The following is a 19,560-nucleotide window of genomic DNA, read 5'->3' as shown; positions in this document are numbered from 1 at the left end:
AACCCTCCCTGAAAAATAACTTCGTGGATACCAAACAACTGTATTTGAACATATAGTTATATCGAACTCACGTTAAAAAAGCAATAGACGGGCAATGAATAAACACTTAGTAACTGACCGACGATAGAACGGAAGACAATAAATATACCATCGCAGCTACACAATCAATGCTATTGCCCTTCAATATGTTAAGGTATTTTTGAAATTTTACATCCAATTTTTCATTACAATCGTATTTATATGGTACTACATACCTTCGGTGGTTCTTAACTCAATCACAAAATGACTGATAGAAAGGCAATTGACATTCTTCTCATAGATGACCATATCATGTTTGCCGATGGACTGCAGTCCATTTTGAACTCCAATGACAACATAGGAACTTTAAAAAGTGTAACCAGCGCCGAAGAGGGCTATCAACTAATTGCCCAAGAGCCTATTGATTTGGTCATTACGGATATTGGTTTACCGAAAATGAACGGTATTGAATTGATTAAAAAAGTGAAGGCACGTAATATAACTGTCCCTTTTCTAGTCTTGAGCATGCATATTGGCAGAGAATTGGTGAAGGAAATTCTGTATGCCGAGGCGGAAGGTTATTTGTTGAAAAAGGCCGGTAAGGTTGAATTGTTAAATGCTGTCGATCGGATCGTTAATGGCGGCACATACTACGGAAGTGAGATTTCATCCATTATGATGGATTTGATCAATGACAAAAAACCCAATAAATTAAAAACGAGGGCAGAACTTACTTCTAGAGAACGTGAGATACTGCAGCTCATCTGTCGTGAATTATCAAGCAAACAAATCGCCAGTGAGTTAAATATAGGTGTGTGCACGGTAGAGACCCACCGCAGAAGTATGTTTCAAAAGACAAATTCAAAAAGTGTCATTGGGCTTATTCGCTATGCTGTTGAAAACAATCTGGCCATGTGGGACTAACCAAATTATTCCAAAAAAACCAGCACGAATGAAGCGCACCCATCTCTCCCTCATTTTTCTGCTCATCGTTTCTATTTCTTTTTCCCAGATTCCCGATGTAGAACTGGCCAAACTAAGACGTACTGCCGATTCCTTATACGATTCCCAGGCCAGTTACCATTTATCGCTAAAAGTGTTCCTAAGATTAGATTCGTTGTTAAAGAACGCACCAAATACCGATTTGGCCTATTATACCAAATCTAGAATCGCCAAAAATTATAATGCCATCGATAACGCCGATAAAGCGATAGCATACAGCAAAAAAAATTTGGTACATGCCGAACAAGAAAAAAATTCATATTACCAGACCGATGCGTTACTGAATTTGGTGGTCAGCCACACACTAAAACGCGAGTTTGATACCGCCTTGGAATATTATGAAAAAAGTGAACAATTCATAAATGAAAACAAGTCGGCATCGCTGGAAATGGATGCAAAAAACGCCTTGGCATTTTTATACGTCGTAAATGGGGATACGGACCAGGCCATTGAAAATTATCAAAAGGCATTGAAGTTCGCTACAGAATTAAAGGCGCATCGTCTGAAGAACAAGATTTATGCGAATTTGAGTTATTGCTACATGAGCAAGGAACAATACAAAGAAGCGATCGCCATTGGTAAAAGAGCAATGGCAGATGGTAAAAAGAACAATTTCAGTTCCAACTATACCATTCCTGGTAATATAGGGTCAAGTTATCAACTTCTCAAACAATATGATTCCGCGCTACACTATTTCAACATCTCCTTTCGACTGGCCAAAGATTCGCGGGTCAAACTTCATGTAGCTACCGCAGAGTATGATATTGGTAGTTATTATTCCGACAGAAAAGAGTACAAAGCGGCCATCCCGCACTTTATGCGGAGCTATATGCTTTCGGACAGTATCAAAAGCTTTCCGGCGATTGCAAGGGCAAGCGAAGAACTTTCGAATGTCTACGAGAAACTTGGGGATTATCAAAATTCTCTAGCTTTTTTGAAAAGAAACCAGATGATCAATGATACCCTTGCGGAAAGATCTAAGAAAAAGAAGCTGGAAGAATTTCAGACCAAGTATGCGACCAAGGAAAAGGAAGAGCAAATATTAATTTTGGATAAGGCAAACGCTGTAAAGGCTAGTATTATCAAACAAAAAGAATACCAAAGAAACATATTGTGGATCGTATTTGCCAGCGTATTGCTATTGCTAAGTTTTGGAATGTGGGGATGGCAAAAAATGAACAGGAAAAAATTACTGGTCAAACAGGAGAGCTTGAGATATAAAAGCATTATTGAAACAGAACAAAAAGAGCGAAAACGAATCGCCCAGGATTTGCATGACAGTTTAGGGCAAACGATTTCAACGATTCGAATGCAGGCAGCTAACTTACCCTTAACCAACGAACTGGCACCTTCTCAAGAGAAATTGTTAAAACAAGTCGATCATGCCTATGACGAACTACGGAATATATCGCAAAACATTATGCCCGACACCCTTATCAAGCTTGGGTTGGTTCCTGCAATACGGGAATTGATCTCCGAACTGGCGGTAGAGAATATCCTGACCATAGAATTACAGGTAGAGGAGCCATTTCGTAGTTTAAGCGAAGATCAAAGTGTAAACCTTTACAGGATAGTTCAGGAAATTTTATCGAATACCATAAAACATGCCCAAGCCACGCTGGTCGATATCATCTTGAAAAATGAAAACAAGAACTACGCATTGCGCATTACCGATAACGGAAAGGGTATGGACCCCAAAAAAATGGATCTTTCAAAAGGTATGGGCTGGAAGAATATTGTGTCGAGGGTAACATTGATTTCTGCAAAAATGGACGTAAGATCAAAGCCGAACCAAGGTACGACCGTTTCCATTCTGCTGTAGTGTATCTCATGGTTTACCCTGAGGAGGATTCCTTGGTTTCGATGAGTAGCTACTGTAGGGAATACTAGTAACTTTAACTCATACAATTCAAATAACTTTTTTCATGATTGCTTTATAACAATGGCGGAAACCGAAAAGCCTAAAAAGAATAGAGTAGGTTCACACAAATCGTATGTATTATGAATAACTTTAAAATTAAATTGTTATGGCTGAGTGTTATTATTATGTGTTTCGTTGTAACCAGCTCTAGCGCAAAAAACGATGAAGAATCAATATACAATGCAGCGCCAGAAGTGATTTCCCTCGTAACAACTCAAATTAACAGTGCTACACTCAATTACCACGTGTCAAGAGATATCGAAATGATAGGAACCGTAAACCTGACGTTTGACTATTGCTACAAGAAAAAACGCGTTTGGGTATGGAAGGGTTGGTTTCCAAAGCGGGTTTGGAAATACGTTAGGGTAAGCTGTTCACAAAGAGGCCCCGGAGGCACAGTGCCACCATATTAAAATCGAACGATCATACCAACGATTCATTTTTATTATGAAATAATTAGGAATGCTTTACAGGCCATAAAGCATCAAAACATAGCTAAAAAACCCGCTTTATAACAAAGCGGGTTTTTTTATGCACATCAATGTGCAAAAAAGTTTACTGCGCGCTTATCCAGAAAGCACCGCATGGCAAGAAATGCTTTTCAGGGTACTTCATGGTGTTGAAAGATTACAATTTATAGGGTAATCGAATGTAGCCCAATTTAGAGGGCATCCTTGGGTATTAATCATCCGTTTATACTGTAAATAAAAGTGCCCCTCCTTGATTACCTTGACACGCTTCTTGTTTACCCTTAGGTAAAATCATCTTTTTAAACGATTTCGCCACCTTTTATCGAGCACTACATTTGAAATATAGAAAATCTCAATGCTTTACTATCGTTAGCTAGATAGACTGGGAGTATCCCAAAGCAGGGTCGACTCAAAAAGGCGGAAACCGAAAAGCCTATGGTAAAAAGAGTAGGTGAACTAAATAGGATATCAAATGAAAACGTTAAGATTTAAAGCTATTTTTTACAGCTTCTTTATTGCGGTTACACTTCTATTCACCGCTTGTGAAAAAGATGCTATTGTAAATCAGCCAACAGAGGCTGCAGCTTCAACCTTTAATGAACTGCCGGATAAGGTCGCAGAACAATTAAAAGGCGTTGAAGCGAATCTCAAAATTCAAACAGAAGATCGTTACAGGTTATTGGAATATTCCGTCGATAGCTACGGTGAGCGTACAGACGGCACTGTTTCAAAAACAGGGGAAAACGAGACCATAGCCTACGGTAACATCGCAAATCCAAATTCGATAGTCTTTGGTAGCGTAAAAGAACTGTCCTCAAAAGGAGGGTCGGTCGCCAAATCAGTTGATGACTTCAAAGCAAAATTGATAAAATCAACAGATAAAGCCATGGAATTGACTTGGGAAGCTGAAGGAAGACAGTTTAAAACCATTTGCTATTATAATGATGAAGGAATCGTATGGGATAATGTCATATTCGGACTTATTGAAATAGAGGAAGATGGTAAAATTGAAAATAGTGCTAAAAAGGGTGAAACTGCCGACAGATCGGGAGGTTCAGCTTGGAGCAAATCCTGGTGGGACATTAAATGGCTTTGGGGAAGTAAAAGAGGTGAAATTGGCTATAAAATTACCGTGAGTTTTAATACGAACGGGAGTGTAAGAAATACGGATAGAGAAGATTGGGGTTGGATGACCGCAGGTTCTACTAAATCAGAATCAAGAGTTTTAAGGAACTCCGGTTCATATGGTCAAATTCAATATGCCCTAGGATGGGCAACCCCTACTGGCTCGGTAAGTTTTGATAGAGAGGGCTTTAAAGTTTCCGTTTCCGGCGTCGGAAGCAAGGGCGCTCAAAATGGCACGAAATCCTACCCATGAAGTACTATTGCTAAGCTCTAAAATCTTGATATAGTTTTGCGATTCAAAAAGAAGAGGATCGCAAAGCTATATGGGATTTTCAGGCAATAAAGAATCGATCCTAATGACAATTAAAATTATCAAGTAGATGATTTTAGTTGGCGGCGAGATGCGGCGGCTTTGAGAGCAACATAGTCAATGCTGACCGCAAATTCCCTTTGACATAATATTAAATAGCACGGAAATGCGCTATCCGCTAAATTGCTACAATTGCACTATACTATTCCGAGTTATATAACCTTGCTTTGGTAAACGGCATTGAAAGGGAAGGTCTGGGAGACCTTTTCTTCTATGAGCGAGATGAAGCGCTGGCCTTTTCTGCACTTCACTTTCTTTAAATTTTTCTTCTAAAAAGTATCTTCTTAAAAGGTAATAAAACCGAGGCCCGAGGTTCATGAATTCCTTAAAAAAGCAATAGACGGGCAATGAATAAACACTTATTAACTGACCGACAGTAGGATGGAGGGCAATGTGCGTGGAATGGGTTATTAAAAGTAAAGCTGAATTATCGGTGCTAATTCGAACAAAATCGCTATATTACACCAATAGTATGATGATTTAAACATGTGTATTATGGCAACAGTTCGTAAAACGGTAACTTTTACCGAACAACAAGATAAATGGATAAAGGCTCAAATCGAAGCAGGCGAATATACTAACGACAGTGAGTATTTGCGAAATCTAGTGCGGCAGGATCAAGCCAACAAATCTAAATTTCTTTCTCTTAAAACTAAACTAGTTGAAGGGCTTGAAAGCGGTGTTAGTTCCAAATCCTTACCCGATATCATGAAAGAAGTTGAAGCGCGCATGCGGGAAGATGGGCGTTTATAGGTTATCCAGTAAAGCTGAGATTGATTTGGCCGAAATGTACGAGTTTGGCATATACAAATTCGGACTAACTCAAGCGCAAAAGTATTTTTATGATATGCATGAAACATTTGAAATACTTGCCGAAAATGCGAATTTAGGTCGAGATGCCTCAGAATTTATTGCTGAGTTAAAAAGATTTTCTTATCAAGCACACACCATTTTTTATCTGCATACGGCAAGCGGAATTTTTATTCTTAGGGTTTTAAGTCAACGTATGGACTATGATTGGAACCTCCAAAAAGGATAGGAATAGACAGCTATTCCGTATAACTTATCGCAATTTTATATAACGTTGGATTATGGAACATTTTGTTCTATAATGTTCCGCGTTATGACACTTTGCTTTGGTAAACGGCATAAAAAGGGAAGGTCTGGGAGACCTTTTCTTTTATTAGCGAGATGAAGCGCTGGCCTTTTCCGCACTACATTTTCTTCAAATTTTTCTTCTAAAAAGTATCTTCTCAAAAGGTAATGAAACCGAGGCACGAGGTTCATGAATTCCTTAAAAAAGCAATAGACGGGCAATGAATAAACACTTATTATGCGAGCCGACGAAAGGAGGGGAGTGTAATGTGTGTGGAATAGTATTATTCTCACTAATAAAACTAAACTAAAGGATGATATCGCTGATCTAGAGGATAACGATTTAGCAATTTCTATAGCCTTTTGCTTTTCAGCCCGTTTTTTCTCGGTATCGATTTTCCATTGCTCCAACTCCTTTTTTTCAGGCCCCATAATCTCGAAAACACCTGATTTTTTAAGTTTTTCGATAAGGCCTTCGTCGGCAAAACTGAAATAGTCTGTTTCAGAGATGACAAGGTGGTCAATGACCTCGATATTGATAAGTTTCCCCACTTTGAGCATGCGGTCGGTAAATTCATTATCGCCTTTTGATAAATCTAAAGAGCCGCTAGGGTGGTTATGAACGAGAATCATTTTTACGGCCAGTTTGTAAATGGCCATTCTAAAGACATCTGGCGGGTCGGCATTTACACGATTTACGGCACCAAGACCTATTAATTCAATAAAAAGTATCTGGTGTTTGTTATCTAAACCAACGACCCAAAAGTGTTCTTGATTTCTACGTATTTTATTTTCACGAAGTAATATCTGCTGCATAATCGCATAGATATCTGTTGAATTGAGCACTTTTATTTTTTGCTCCTTGGTCAGCCGTACGTTCATATCCCAAAGATACAATTTGTTAACATTCGAGAGGTAAAACGGCCTAAGAGAACTTTAGCTAAAACAATAGGGGAGAGGAGCGTTAAAAATTTTAGGCGCGATAAAAAGTGATTACCCAGTGGGTGATTGCTTTTTTCGGCGAGTTGATGCGGCTGCCTTGCTGGCAATAAAGTTTCTTACAGACTGACGCCACCACGCCAGCTGGCTCCTTCGCTAAAAATGTACTTTGGGTACATTTTCTTTACGCTCGGCCCTGTTCCAAAGTTATCTGTAAGCCTTGATTTTTTTGTTTCTTTTTTTATCAAGAAAAAAAGAAAAGATACCTTCGTTGCATGCAAGAAATTACCTTAAAAAACGTTAAAGATTTATTGGAATCGGGCTCTCTGGAGTTTATAGCTACCCAAGAAGCAGTTTGCTTACCAATCCTTCAAAGGATTTACAAAAAAATGAAAATTGGTATCAAATTTGAAGGAATTAAAGTAAAAGGTTCAAGGATAGTTGATGGACATCATAGGTATATTTGTTCTGAACTTTCAAAAGTTGAAATTACCAAGTATAATTGGGGTATAGCATCAGCTATTGAGGATTATAACTGGAGTGAAGTAACTATCAGGGAATATGATTATGAAACACCTGAAAGGATTCACGAGCACAATGTAAGAGATGCTAAGTTAAACGACGTAGATATTAGTATTTTGAACGATTTATAAAATAAAACATATCTTTGTAACATGCTGATTTTACTAGACATAGATGGAGTAATGGTTCCTGCTACAAGTTGGAAACGTCCTGAATTTGAAAATGATGGGTTTCCAAGGTTCAGCAGAAGAGCTGTATTTAGCCTACAGAAAATTATTTCTGAAACAGGTGCAGATATTCTATTGACAACTTCTCATAAGTCTAGCTACAGTATTTCCGAATGGAAAAAGATGTTTTCTATTAGAGGATTTGAAAACCTTAGCATTAAGAGACTTAATAAAAACATTAATAATCTTAATAGAAGAGAGGAAATAATGAAATGGGTAAATAAAACGAGTGAAAGTTCCTTTGTCATTATTGATGATGATAAGTCTTTAAATAATTTACCATATAATGTCAAGTCTAAACTTGTACAACCTAGTGCAACCGTAGGTTTAAATAATGAATTAGCTGATTCAGCTATTAAGATTTTGAAGTCTTCAAGTAGATTAGCAAGTTAAATACAAGACATATATTATACATAATCCCATCATAATCTGGTGGGATTTTCTATTTGACATAATGTTATGAATACCTAAAGTATTTGCTGAAACAAAGGATAGTGGTAGCAAGTGCACAGAAATTTTAATTTCGAAATTTTGTGCTCTTGCGGTAAGCTGACTAAAAGTTTGTGAAAAATTTTATATAAGATAGTTCCTCATAATTCATGTATTTCAAAATAGCTAAAAGGTTTTGCTTTTTTTGGCGCTGGCCAAGCGGCTGAGAATTGCGTATAAAAATAAATGCATCAGCATTTAATTTTTATGAAAGCAATATGCTGTTGGCCGAGCGGCAATTTTGCATAACGACTAATTATGAGTACAGACGAAAGGTTTGTCGTCAGGGTTGACGAATTTTGAAGTTTAGAATAAATTTTATTCCGTGTGGAAAATTTGAAGCTACGTAAATTAAACAGGTTGATGACCCTGTTGATAATTCGCTTAAAAGCTATAAATGTGAGGGATATTTTACATAATAGAATTATGACCTACGTTTTTCATTAAACCTTTACGGTATGTTGGCAGCCGCATCATCTTTCTTGATTATTGCTTCAGCCACTGGCTAAACCAATAATACAAAATGTATCATAATGTCTTGCGTTATGAAACTTTGCTTTGGTAAAAGCGAAGTTATTTACAACAATCTTCTTTTATTTTTTTCTCTCTACAAACTTTCTGGAAATGAAATGGAATACTCTTTGCCCAAGCGACGATAGGAGCGAAGTGGTAATGTGTATGGAATGGGCTATGATAATAATCTTCTTGTCATTACAGAAACCCGTAAAGAACTGGTTTACTAACGAGGTATATTTATAGCATTATTTCAAAATTGTGAATAACTGTTTAACAACTAATGCTTTATGACTAATAATTTGGTGTATGTAAAGTGTATATTTGTGTATGTTTAACGATTTATCAAACAAGGAATTAACGGCATTGAAGATGATTAGAAATTATTTAGTTCATAATGGACGTGCTCCAAGTGTTCGTGAACTGATGATTGCTATGGATTATAAATCCCCTCGCTCAGCGGCTGTTATTTTAAACAACCTTGAAGAGAAAGAAATTTTAAAAAAGAAGGCTGACGGTAGTTATCAAATAATGGATTTCGAAATACCGCAAGACTATGGTTCGAGAGCACAAACCGTCAAAATACCTTTATTAGGAAGTGTAGCTTGTGGAATACCCATTTTTGCAGATGAAAATATTGAGGCAGAAGTTTCCATTTCAATAGAAATGATAAAAAATGGTTACAGATACTTCTTATTAAGAGCTGAAGGAGATTCAATGGATGAAGCTGGAATTGATAATGGAGATTTATTATTAGTTAGGCAGCAGCAAGATGCGGAAAACGGAGATAGAATATTAGCACTAATTGATGATGAAGCAACCGTTAAAGAGTATAATAAAAATAATGGAATGGTAATTTTAAAACCAAAATCAAGTAATAAAATACATCAACCGATAATACTTAATGACAGTTTCAGAATTCAAGGTATTATTGAGAATGTGATAAAATTATAATATGGCTACAAATAAAAATGAACATCTTAAAAAAGTACTAGATACTCACGATATAAATAAAGTAGAAAACCTTGATAAATTCATCGCAAAGAAAAATGCTGTGAAAGAAGCTTTAAATGATAAGTTTTCGGATACTAAGGCTTCAAATGCTATAGATTCTGGTTCTTATGCAAAGAATACTGCCATTAACACAAAGTTTGATATAGATTGTTGTTTGCCTTTTAGAAAAAAAGAAAAAGAGGATGATAAGGGGTATGAAAAGCTTGAAGATATGTTTACGGATGTCTACAAATTTTTAAAAAATGAATATACTGAAGATGATGATGATATAACAAAAGACGATGTTAGAAAACAGAAGGTGTCTATTGGAATGAAATTTAAGATTGATGGTGAAGACTTTGATATGGACGTTGTCCCCGGAAGAGAGAGGCCAGATTATAATGATTACAATAACAACAATACTGACCTAAGTCTACATATCCACCCACCAAACCGTTCCAAAAAAGAGGTTGATGATAATAAGAAGCGGATTAAAACTAATATCAAAAAACACATTGAGTTATTGGGAGGTGCGGAAAGAACACACGAACGTAAAATAACCAGATTACTAAAGGTCTGGAAAACAGAAAGAAAGAATCAAAATGGGGGTAAATTAATAAAGTCATTTATGATGGAGTTATATACCAAAGAAGCTTTTGATGAAGCTGATGAAATACCTTCTGGGCTATGGAAGCAAGTAAAAATGGTAATGAATCATATAATTGATAATATTACTGAAAATGATTTAGTGGACCCAGTAAATTCGGGTAATATAGTTTCTGATTCTATGAGTGACACGGCAAAATTCGATACTAAACGGGATATGAAAAAAACAATTAAAGAAGTAGATGAAGATTCAGATATGATAAAAGAGTACTTCCCAATAAATGATGATTACGATGATGATGATAAAGCCAGTTCAAGTTACTCAACAGCATCAGTTTTAAGCACAAGTAAATTTGGTTAATTTGAAAAGCGATGAGACCAAAATTAAAAGAATTGAAAGTCTTTTAAAAAAGGATGAAAGTCTGACTTTAGTAGAGAATTTAAAGGAAACAGAACTACATTTTAGTGGTAAAATTGAAATTGATTATTTGGGAGTGTGTATCGTTTTTGATATCCATATTCCCAAGGTTTACCCTTTAACGCATCCAAACTCTGAAAACATTTCTATTACATTTAGAAATAAAACTTTAATAGGTTTAAATCATATAAACCTAGATGGTTCGGTATGCTTTCATCCTGATAAGGATGATGATTTTGATAGAAAACTGCTTTATGAAATACAATGTTTAAAGCAATGGATTAGGGATTATTTCGTACACAATAAGGAAGATGACAATTACGCCTATTTAATTCATAATACGGAGGATAATTACATTAATCAGTTATACTTTACAAATACAAAAACCAATTTTAAAAAAGATTCATACGGAACATTTTCATATTCTATTTTTTCTGATGAAAAGTTTGGCGACCAAAAATTATCAGTTAGGAAGTTTTTCAGATTAGGAATCGAAGATGAACAATTTGATAATTGGTCAGATACATTTATCAAAGATTTAAAAAAGAAAAAGTGCAGAAAGGGAGTATATTATTTCATTGAGGAAGAACCCTTGATGAAAGACAATATTGGCCGAAAAGGAATTGAAAATTGGTCGGAATTAAAAGACTATTTTTCTGAAGATTTTATAGAATACCTATATACAGGATTAAAAAGAAAATTTGGAGCAAATTATTATTACGATAATGATATGTTCCTTCTTTTGGGGTATAAAATACCTAACACAGAATCTTATGAAGAGCATTGGGATATAATTCGAATACCTAAAAAGAATATACCAATAGATTCAATCAAAATACATAAATCAGAACAGGAAAACTCTAAAAAACGTTTTGAATGCACCCTTAAAAACTATAAAATAAAATGGGGGAGTACTGAAAACATAGACTACAAGAGGTTTTTTGGCAGGGGTAAATTAAATAAAAGGATTACTGATTCTAGAATTCTAATTATCGGCTGTGGAGCTTTAGGTAGTTCTTTAGCGGAAGTATTGGTTAGAGGAGGTGTGAAGAAAATTGTACTGGAGGATTTTGACATTATTCGTGGGGGCAACTTGTGCAGGGCGAACTATGACTTAGACGATATGAAATTCTTTAAAACAGATAAACTAATAAAAAGACTAAAATCTATATCGCCGTTTGTCGATTTAAATGTAATTACAGTTAAGTTGAACAAATACGAAATAAAAGCAGTTGAAAAAGTTCTCAATGAAAATTTTGATATAATTTTCGATTGCTCTACAGATACTGAGGTAACATATATTATTGATAAGTTGAATTTTTCAGGTAAAACTTTCAGTTTAGCAATTACCAACAAAGCAAAATCATTTGTTTCAATCACAGGAAATAACTTAACAAAACAAGCTAAAATTATTTTTGATTTTGTAGAAAATGAACCTCCAACTTATATTGAAGGTACTGGATGTGGTTATCCTACATTTGAAGCGAATTATAACGACATTAATGCTTTGCTAAATGTTGGTTTAAAGGTGATAAATGATAATTATTCCAAAGATAAAACTCATGAAACCTTAATTATACAACCTGACTTTCAAGATGAATTCAACATAGATATTAAAGAGTTTGAATATTATTACCGAAATGATATTAATAGTTCAATCCACATATCTAAAAGTGTTTTAAAAGTAATAGAAGAGGTGACAAGGTTACACTATCCAAATGAATTTGGCGGGGTTTTTACTGGCTATAAGTCAGATGAAAAATTTATTATAACAGACATTTTGATACCTGATGCATATGAAAATGGGAGGACAGTTTTTATAAGAGAACCTGGAACTTTGAATGAAAGATTGAAACTATTACATGAAATTTCCGATGGTAAAATTCATTACTTAGGAGAATGGCATTCTCATCCTGATGGACCAGCATCGCCTAGTAGTACAGACAATAATGCAATGAAAGAAATTTCAAAAGATGAAAACATTAAAATTGATAAGCCATTATTAATGATTGTAGAAGTAGGTCAGATAGCGTTTGATAAAGAACTATATATCTATGATGATAAAAAATTAAAAAAATATGAGTGATAAAATTAATTTAAGAAAACTGTTTGGAGGTCTACAGGCACAGATGATTGCTCAATTAAATACCAATAGAGAGTTTATCGAGCATCCTGGCTCTAAAGGAGATTCATTAGAAAATACTTGGATTGAATGGTTAAGAACTTACTTACCTAACAGATACTGTGTAGATAAAGCTATTGTTATAGATTCAAAAGGACAATTAAGTCATCAAATTGATTTGGTTATTTATGACCAAACGTACACACCTTTTGTTTTCAAACAAAATGGTATTTTCTATATTCCAGCTGAGGGAGTCTATGCTGTTTTCGAGGTGAAACCAGACCTTGATAAAGGAAATATTGTTTATGCTGGAGATAAAATCGAAAGCGTTAGACAGCTTCAAAGAACTTCTACAAAAATAATTGATAGAGGCAAACCATTTAACCCAAGGTCTTTGACAAAGATTTTAGGTGGTATTCTAACAATAGAAACAGAAATCAAAGAACCAACTATTGAAAGACATCTTAAAGCGTTGAAAGGTCTAAAATCCATTGATATTGGGTGCGCTGTCAAGGCTAAAAGTTTTTACGTTGATTATAATAAAGATGATAGTATTTTTAATCTAGATAAAGATGAAGTTTTAACAGTTAAAGAACATAATGAATTAATTTTAATGTTCTACAACAAACGTAGTGTGAAGAATATCGAATTCAGCAAGAAAAATAACTCCTTAGTAACCTTCTTTTTACAACTCACAAGATACCTGCAGCAAAGTATTGGTACTGTAGCCGCAATTGATTTATCGGAATATGCAAAAGCAATAAACTTCGAAATAGATGAAGACATATGAGCAAAATTAGTTTTTGGGTTTTTGGTTATGGTTCTATTATTTGGCAGAATGAAGACATCAAACCAATTGATATAGTAGATGCGGAATTAGTCGGAGCACATAGAAGTTTTAATAAAAAATCTACAGTAAACAGAGGTACAAAAAAATTCCCAGGATTAGCATTAGGTTTAGAATATGGTGGAAAATGCTTTGGTAAGGCGTTTCAAGTCAATGAAGAATCATTTAAAATACTCAAGAGGAGGGAAGGTGGTTATAATCAAATTAAAACTCCAAATGATAAAATTAAAATCTCTGATATTAAAGGTAATATCATTGAAGATTGTATTGTTTTTTTTCCAAATACTTCGGGTAAAAATTATCTGAATCCGAATACAACTTTACAAGAAAAGGCTGATATAATAAGAGCAGGAGGGCAGGGAACTAAAAGCAATGCCAAGGAATATCTAAAAGAAATTAAAGGATTTCTTAATGAATACGGTATTGAAGATGAAGAAATTGAAATTTTATATACACTAGTCTTTAATAATATTATGTAAAATAGAATAATGGGTTTCTACCCAGAGGGAGCGGTGGCAAAACGGCCTCAGAGAACTTTGGTAAAACAATAGGCGAAATGAGCGTCCATATTCTAGAGGGCTGGTAATACAGCTTATTTGACACGATACTGTTTCAAATAGTTCAAAGTAAACTTAATTGTCAGAATGCTTTCTAGAATATAGCGATTGAGCCGTACATTGTTTCCAAAGTTATCTGCAGCCTTGATTTTTTTGTTTCTTTTTTTATCAAGAAAAAAAGATAAGAATTATTTAAAAAGGCTGAATAATTGCAAAATGTGAGCAAGTGTACAGAAATTTATTTTTCTTAAATTTTGTACTGTTGCGGCAAGCTGCCGAGAATGCTCTAGAAAAAAATATGACGTACATTTTATCGAATACGAGAATTTTGAAAGAATCTAAAAGGTTAGCTTTTTTTGGCGCTGGCCAGGCGTTGGCAAATTGTGTTTTAAAATGAACGCCATTTAGCGTTTATTTTAAAAAAGCAATCCAGCGGTTGGCTGTGCGGCAATTTTACATAACGACAAATTATGGTACAAATGAAAATATGCGTCGCAGACACCGCTTAAAAAAGTTTGATGACCCTGTTGTAAGTTTTAATGGATTCTCAGAGGTTGAGGGCTATTTTATATAATATAGAATTATAGCTTACAAACGTATATTCTCTTGTTTGGTGAAAATGTTATACTTTGTACTATAATTTATATTATGTAAAATAGAATATTTCAGGCTACCCCGAAGCTTCGGGGCCATCATGCTAACGTACACCCTATCAATGCTCCTTTTGGAACCTATACGAATGGCACTTTATATAGCGCTAAACCAAAAATGGTCTAATTAATTTCAGCCCGAGTATCCAGACGCTTGGTACTGCAACACCCTTTGTCTTTACATTTGTTGGGCAATGGCGTGGTAATTGGCTTCGTAGCGGCACATATGGTCGTACCTTTAACCTTTGAATCGCTTGTACGGTCCGGAGCGGCATCAAAGGTGTTCAATGCCCAAAAAATACCGCCTAACCAAAGGCTGTAGAAAATCAAAAAATTGCGGTGTTTTTTCATCTGACTATTGGTATAACCGTATATCACATCGTTTCGTATGTGAAAAATGGTAATCTTTTCCTAAAATTCGCCCCTTTTTAGGCCTATCCTTTCCACTTAACGTGAAAAACATCCAAAGGATGCAACCCCTACCGCAAAACCCTTGTCTTTAGAATAACTATAAAATTCAAGTAGACATGATACAAGCAAGAAAAATTGTTTTAACGGCCCTTGTCGCGGCCTTCACCACTATCGGGCTCCATGCCCAGCAGTACAAAGTGGTCACTAGCGTAGAATCCATCGTGCCCAGTGGTTTGGGCCGCTCTCGGATCATCAACGCCCAAGAAGAAAAAGACCATAAAGAATACACTTCCGCTCAAACCGAAGAGGACAACACCCGAAACAAATCCAAACGAAAAGAAATCCGCGTCAAGGATTTTGAGGAAACCAAATTGCTCAATTTTTATAATATTGCCGGTATTCGGTTCCAGAACATCGCGGCCAACGACGCCCTGTTAACTTCAATGATGAACGATATGGCCGAAGACGGTTGGGAATTGGCCTTTGTGACCAGCTCGGTAGAAAGTGATGCGGGCGATGGTGACAACCAAGGTATTTTTATAACCCGTTATGTTTTTAAAAAACAGCCCTGAATACCGATCTGCACGGTATCTTTAACGATGCAATGGCGGTCGATGTTCCAATGTGGGGCATCCATATCGCCAACGGTCGGTACCCTAGTAACGCGTGTTTTTGGATAAAGCATATTCAGACGTACTTTGTTACAAAAACGGCCCGCCAAAAAGGGAAGTTCCTCCCGCCCTTAAGCAACTTTGGGGCGGTCACTGTCTAGAGAGTTTCTTTTGGTACTTGCTCTGAATGATATCGATGACCACCAATACCACAATAACAAAATAGAAGGTAGTTTTGCTCATTGGGGTTACTTCATTGCCAAAGAGTTTTAAATGGGCCAGATGGCCTCCTTCGGACAACAACATAATACCCACGATAAAAAGGATAAAAAGTCCCAATACCTCGTACATCCGGTTTTTCTTTAAAAAGGTGGTCACCCTTCCGGAAAGCCAGATCATCAACACTCCTCCTATTACTATGGCGATCGCCATTACCCAAAACACATCGGTCAAGGCCATGGCACTCAAAATGGAATCGAAAGAGAAAACGATGTTCATGATTACGATGGAAAAAATAATCATGTTAACGCTTTTCTTTTGTACCTCCACACCATCGTGTTCCTTTTCTAACCGCAGCATATGCCATATTTCCTTTACGGCGGTGTACATAATGAATACACCGCCCGCCAGAACGATCAGGCTGTGCACGTTAAAACTACCTTCCAAAACCCCGGTAACATCAAATCCGAACCAAGGCTCCTGAAAATAGGCGATGACCCGTATTAAAATGAACAGCAGCGCGATCCGTAATACAATGGCCATACCGATGCCCAGGGTACGTACCCGTTTTTGCTCGGCTTCCGGTGCCCTTTTGGACTCCAGTGAAATGTACAGCAGATTGTCCAGACCCAAAACGGCCTGTAGCAGGGTAAGCATGCATAGGGTAATCAAATTATCAAGGGTGAAAAGACTTTCCATTGAAACGGTTTTTGAAGTGGTCGATTATGATTTTTCTGGGACAAATATAAAAATTTCACAGTGGAGCGGTCGCTCCCGACAAAAAAGTATCACCAAAGCTTCATAAAGAGAATTACCGCCCCTACCCCGTTACTCGGGCAAAACATCGAGCTTTCCCTGGTAGTGTATCGGAAAGCGATGGGAGCTGGTTACCCGAACGGAACCGTTTAAATTGGGAAACAATCGCATCGCCACCCGATAGTGTTCCGAATCGGCCTTCATGGAAAGCGTTATGCGATATCCCTTATCCTTATCCAGGGCATCGATCTTAAAATCCGTTGGAATGCCCTCAAAAGCGATCGCTTCCTGATCGCCATACCCGCCACCGGCCCAGCGTTCGCCAAAATAGGGCAAAAAAACCGACACGGAATCCCCCATAACTTTAAAGTAGTTGGGGTTTCCGATCAGATTGATACTGCCCGCGGTGTTCCCCATACCCAATATGCCCGAACTGGCCAAGCTGGCCATGGCGGCCGTCGGCTGTGGCCGTGCCCATTGCGCCTCAAGCGTAAAGGAGCGCTTCGCGATCAAATCGTCCAATCGGGTATCGTTTGTAGCTACAGTGGCCGATTTCGATGCACCACAACCACAAATTAGCACAAGGACCAAAATAAAAGCAAGTTGTTTCATCATATATGAATTGTTTAATCCCCGTTAATGTTCCCTATTTTGAACAAACGTTTAAGAATGTTACAGAAATCAAAATGCATCCACCGCATATCGGAAGATGCATTTTTATCAAAGTAGGCCAGTTCACCTTAGCAATTTCTAACCCCTTGAATGTAATCCTCGACACCTTTACGCATGGTATAGAATGCCAAAAACTGTTTTTTGATATCTTCCATGGCATCCACTGCCGTTTTTTTGGTGTATTTCATATTCTTGATGATGGCCGCATTATCGACACGTAATTGTTCCAATCCAAATTTTAAGGTCTGCATACGTTCGAACAGCAGGGAGGTCTTCGGTTCGCATACGTAAGAATTTAACTTTTTACGCAGTTCCAATAAATCCTTCTGGTGTCGTTCCAATTTGAGTACCAAAGTGTTCTTTTCGTACTCCTCAATTTTTTGTGGCCGGGCAAGAGCGTTGTTCGTCATAATGGGCATCGTTTAGGGTTCGTGAATTCATCGTAGGCATCTTTAAGTTACAAAAAATATGCATTCGACACCCGCTGTAGTACCCAGACATCCAGACTTTAACGTTTTATTGATAGTTAATTAAGATAGGGTTCCCCATTTTTTTTTGGTAGTCCCAATCCTACGCCTTAATTTAAACGTTTACAAACAACAACCCCTAACTATGAACATCAACTTTGAGTACGATGATGTAAAGGCCAGCAATCGACTGGAAATTATGGCCGCTAAAAAACTTGAAAAATTATTTGACAAATACGACTTTATCGTTCGCGCCGATGTTTTTTTTAAAACCGAGAACACCTCGGAACGGGAAACCGGAATGCTTTGCAACATACGACTGAGCGCACCGGGCCCCCGTCTTTTTACGGAGTCGAGTATGGCCTCCTTTGAGGCCTCCATTGCCAAGTCGGTAGATGATTTGGAACGTCAATTACAGCGTAGAAAGGCCAAAATGAGAGCGCGTTAGGCGTTTTCCCTCCAACACCACTAAACGGCACGCCCGCTCACAGCAAAAAGCGTGGGCGACAAACACGACAAAAACAATACTCCCGAAGTACGCGTCAAGCGTTTTAGGGGCATGGTTAAAATAGGGAAAAGTGTACACCGAGAACTACTCGTTCATATCATCCTCGAACTTTATATCCGCCATGGTACGGTTCAACCGCTCCGAAAAAGGATTGTACTTTAGATCGATCAACAATTTTTGACGACGGCGTTCGGAAATATCCAAGGTATCGATAACGCTCTTTCGAAGCTCGATTTCCGCAATACGGTCCAATCGCTTTTGTTGTCGTTCCGTTGCGGTCAGCGAAATATCCGGTGCAAACTTTTCCATAATGGTATGACGTTGCACCTCTTTAGTAGTTCTATTCTCTTTGGTACTCTCGGTAGTTTGGGCAATGGCATTTCCAATACCCAAAAACAAAAGGCATACGGAAAAAGCCCAGAAATGGTTCTTTTTCATTTTGGTTTTCATAACGTTTCTCCCTTTAAAGATACGCATTTTGCAAAATCGACCACAAGTGGGCATCCAATTCGTTCGTTTATCGATACAATTGGAGCATTCATCGATAAAAGAAACGGTTCTTCGATGTTCGCAACCTCTTAATCGACGATTTCATCCTCGAACTTCGTTTCGGTAAGTAGGAGCTCTAGTCGGTCCGTAAGTCCATTTTTGTAAAGATCTTTCAACAACCGTTTCCGCTTTCGGTCCGAAATGTCCATCGTATCCAACAGCTCTCGCGTACGACGCAAACGCTCCCGTTTGGCAGCCATGGAAGTCATGTAGGTAGGTTCAAACTTGAACAGGGAGGGACCGTCATCCTCTTCCTTGTCCATTTTTTGAATCTCCTTGTTGTCGGTATTGTTTTGCTGTGCAATGGCATTGGCGCCGGCCATCAAGAAAATAAACGGTAACAGCAAATAGGGTAATTTTTTCATTTTTTCGGGCTTGTGTCTCGCCGCCAAAGTAAAAAAAATCTGCAGTAAACCACATCCATTGAACGGATATCTTATCGTTCCCCTAGATTTTTAACACTTTTGCCACCCTGCTCTAGCC

At 37.2% G+C, this 19,560-nt stretch carries 20 protein-coding genes; 14 read left to right on the top strand and 6 right to left on the bottom strand.

Annotation, left to right across the window (positions count from 1 at the left end):
• The first annotated feature begins 282 nt into the window (after nt 1-282).
• From ACRD7P_RS13000 to ACRD7P_RS12980, 5 genes are all read left to right on the top strand, one after another.
• The gene (locus tag ACRD7P_RS13000) at nt 283-942 is read left to right on the top strand and encodes a response regulator transcription factor (RefSeq protein WP_430908055.1); all 660 of its coding nucleotides are present in this window, start codon (nt 283-285) and stop codon (nt 940-942) included.
• A gap of 28 nt (nt 943-970) precedes the next feature.
• The gene (locus ACRD7P_RS12995) at nt 971-2,842 is read left to right on the top strand and encodes a tetratricopeptide repeat-containing sensor histidine kinase (RefSeq protein WP_430908054.1); all 1,872 of its coding nucleotides are present in this window, start codon (nt 971-973) and stop codon (nt 2,840-2,842) included.
• Nucleotides 2,843-3,883: 1,041 nt separating this feature from the next.
• A complete protein-coding gene (locus ACRD7P_RS12990; RefSeq protein ID WP_430908053.1) occupies nt 3,884-4,789 on the top strand; it encodes a hypothetical protein in 906 nt (301 codons plus the stop codon).
• A 612-nt stretch (nt 4,790-5,401) separates the two neighbouring features.
• A complete protein-coding gene (locus tag ACRD7P_RS12985) occupies nt 5,402-5,659 on the top strand; it encodes a type II toxin-antitoxin system ParD family antitoxin (RefSeq protein WP_430908052.1) in 258 nt (85 codons plus the stop codon).
• A 34-nt stretch (nt 5,660-5,693) separates the two neighbouring features.
• Nucleotides 5,694-5,945, top strand: coding sequence for a type II toxin-antitoxin system RelE/ParE family toxin (locus ACRD7P_RS12980; RefSeq protein WP_430908061.1), 252 nt, complete (start codon nt 5,694-5,696; stop codon nt 5,943-5,945).
• 50 nt (nt 5,946-5,995) lie between these two features.
• On the opposite strand, the gene ACRD7P_RS12975 is transcribed toward ACRD7P_RS12980, so the two are convergent.
• A complete protein-coding gene (locus ACRD7P_RS12975; RefSeq protein ID WP_430908051.1) occupies nt 5,996-6,883 on the bottom strand; it encodes a JAB domain-containing protein in 888 nt (295 codons plus the stop codon).
• A gap of 332 nt (nt 6,884-7,215) precedes the next feature.
• Between ACRD7P_RS12975 and ACRD7P_RS12970 the strand changes: the two genes are divergently transcribed.
• The 8 genes from ACRD7P_RS12970 (at nt 7,216) to ACRD7P_RS12935 (ending at nt 15,867) form a co-directional block, all read left to right on the top strand.
• Complete coding sequence (locus tag ACRD7P_RS12970; RefSeq protein WP_430908050.1) at nt 7,216-7,593, top strand: hypothetical protein; 378 nt, start codon at nt 7,216-7,218, stop codon at nt 7,591-7,593.
• 21 nt (nt 7,594-7,614) lie between these two features.
• Complete coding sequence (locus ACRD7P_RS12965) at nt 7,615-8,082, top strand: HAD domain-containing protein (protein WP_430908049.1); 468 nt, start codon at nt 7,615-7,617, stop codon at nt 8,080-8,082.
• A 939-nt stretch (nt 8,083-9,021) separates the two neighbouring features.
• On the top strand, nt 9,022-9,645 hold the full coding sequence (gene lexA / locus ACRD7P_RS12960; RefSeq protein ID WP_430908048.1) for a transcriptional repressor LexA: 624 nt from the start codon (nt 9,022-9,024) through the stop codon (nt 9,643-9,645).
• Between the two features lies 1 nt (nt 9,646).
• Nucleotides 9,647-10,651 carry an SMODS domain-containing nucleotidyltransferase gene (locus ACRD7P_RS12955; protein ID WP_430908047.1) on the top strand — a complete coding sequence of 335 codons (1,005 nt, stop codon included), beginning with the start codon at nt 9,647-9,649 and terminating at the stop codon, nt 10,649-10,651.
• Nucleotide 10,652: 1 nt separating this feature from the next.
• Nucleotides 10,653-12,794 carry a ThiF family adenylyltransferase gene (locus tag ACRD7P_RS12950; protein WP_430908046.1) on the top strand — a complete coding sequence of 714 codons (2,142 nt, stop codon included), beginning with the start codon at nt 10,653-10,655 and terminating at the stop codon, nt 12,792-12,794.
• On the top strand, nt 12,787-13,620 hold the full coding sequence (locus ACRD7P_RS12945; protein WP_430908045.1) for a DUF6602 domain-containing protein: 834 nt from the start codon (nt 12,787-12,789) through the stop codon (nt 13,618-13,620). The genes ACRD7P_RS12950 and ACRD7P_RS12945 overlap by 8 nt, the downstream gene beginning before the upstream one ends.
• Entirely contained in the window at nt 13,617-14,156 is a 540-nt protein-coding gene (locus ACRD7P_RS12940; protein WP_430908044.1) for a gamma-glutamylcyclotransferase, read from the top strand. The genes ACRD7P_RS12945 and ACRD7P_RS12940 overlap by 4 nt, the downstream gene beginning before the upstream one ends.
• A gap of 1,255 nt (nt 14,157-15,411) precedes the next feature.
• On the top strand, nt 15,412-15,867 hold the full coding sequence (locus tag ACRD7P_RS12935; protein ID WP_430908043.1) for a hypothetical protein: 456 nt from the start codon (nt 15,412-15,414) through the stop codon (nt 15,865-15,867).
• A gap of 189 nt (nt 15,868-16,056) precedes the next feature.
• Here ACRD7P_RS12935 and ACRD7P_RS12930 read toward each other — a convergent pair whose 3' ends face one another.
• The 3 genes from ACRD7P_RS12930 to ACRD7P_RS12920 all read right to left on the bottom strand — a co-directional run bounded on the left by ACRD7P_RS12930 (nt 16,057) and on the right by ACRD7P_RS12920 (nt 17,963).
• Complete coding sequence (locus tag ACRD7P_RS12930) at nt 16,057-16,824, bottom strand: TerC family protein (RefSeq protein WP_430908042.1); 768 nt, start codon at nt 16,822-16,824, stop codon at nt 16,057-16,059.
• 129 nt (nt 16,825-16,953) lie between these two features.
• The gene (locus ACRD7P_RS12925) at nt 16,954-17,496 is read right to left on the bottom strand and encodes a DUF4251 domain-containing protein (protein ID WP_430908041.1); all 543 of its coding nucleotides are present in this window, start codon (nt 17,494-17,496) and stop codon (nt 16,954-16,956) included.
• Between the two features lie 125 nt (nt 17,497-17,621).
• Nucleotides 17,622-17,963, bottom strand: a complete 342-nt coding sequence (locus ACRD7P_RS12920) for a hypothetical protein (protein WP_430908040.1) — start codon at nt 17,961-17,963, stop codon at nt 17,622-17,624.
• Between the two features lie 202 nt (nt 17,964-18,165).
• On the opposite strand from ACRD7P_RS12920, the gene ACRD7P_RS12915 reads away from it, so the two are divergent.
• The gene (locus ACRD7P_RS12915; RefSeq protein ID WP_430908039.1) at nt 18,166-18,468 is read left to right on the top strand and encodes an HPF/RaiA family ribosome-associated protein; all 303 of its coding nucleotides are present in this window, start codon (nt 18,166-18,168) and stop codon (nt 18,466-18,468) included.
• Nucleotides 18,469-18,612: 144 nt separating this feature from the next.
• Here the strand turns inward: ACRD7P_RS12915 and ACRD7P_RS12910 are convergent, their stop codons facing one another.
• Complete coding sequence (locus tag ACRD7P_RS12910; protein WP_430908038.1) at nt 18,613-18,978, bottom strand: hypothetical protein; 366 nt, start codon at nt 18,976-18,978, stop codon at nt 18,613-18,615.
• A 128-nt stretch (nt 18,979-19,106) separates the two neighbouring features.
• Nucleotides 19,107-19,442, bottom strand: coding sequence for a hypothetical protein (locus ACRD7P_RS12905; protein WP_430908037.1), 336 nt, complete (start codon nt 19,440-19,442; stop codon nt 19,107-19,109).
• Between the last annotated feature and the right edge of the window lie 118 nt (nt 19,443-19,560).

Origin of the sequence: Maribacter sp. 2-571, assembly GCF_050589625.1 — a bacterium.
In the GTDB taxonomy this organism is placed as follows: Bacteria; Bacteroidota; Bacteroidia; order Flavobacteriales; family Flavobacteriaceae; genus Pelagihabitans.
This window is presented reverse-complemented; position numbering and strand designations above follow the sequence as displayed.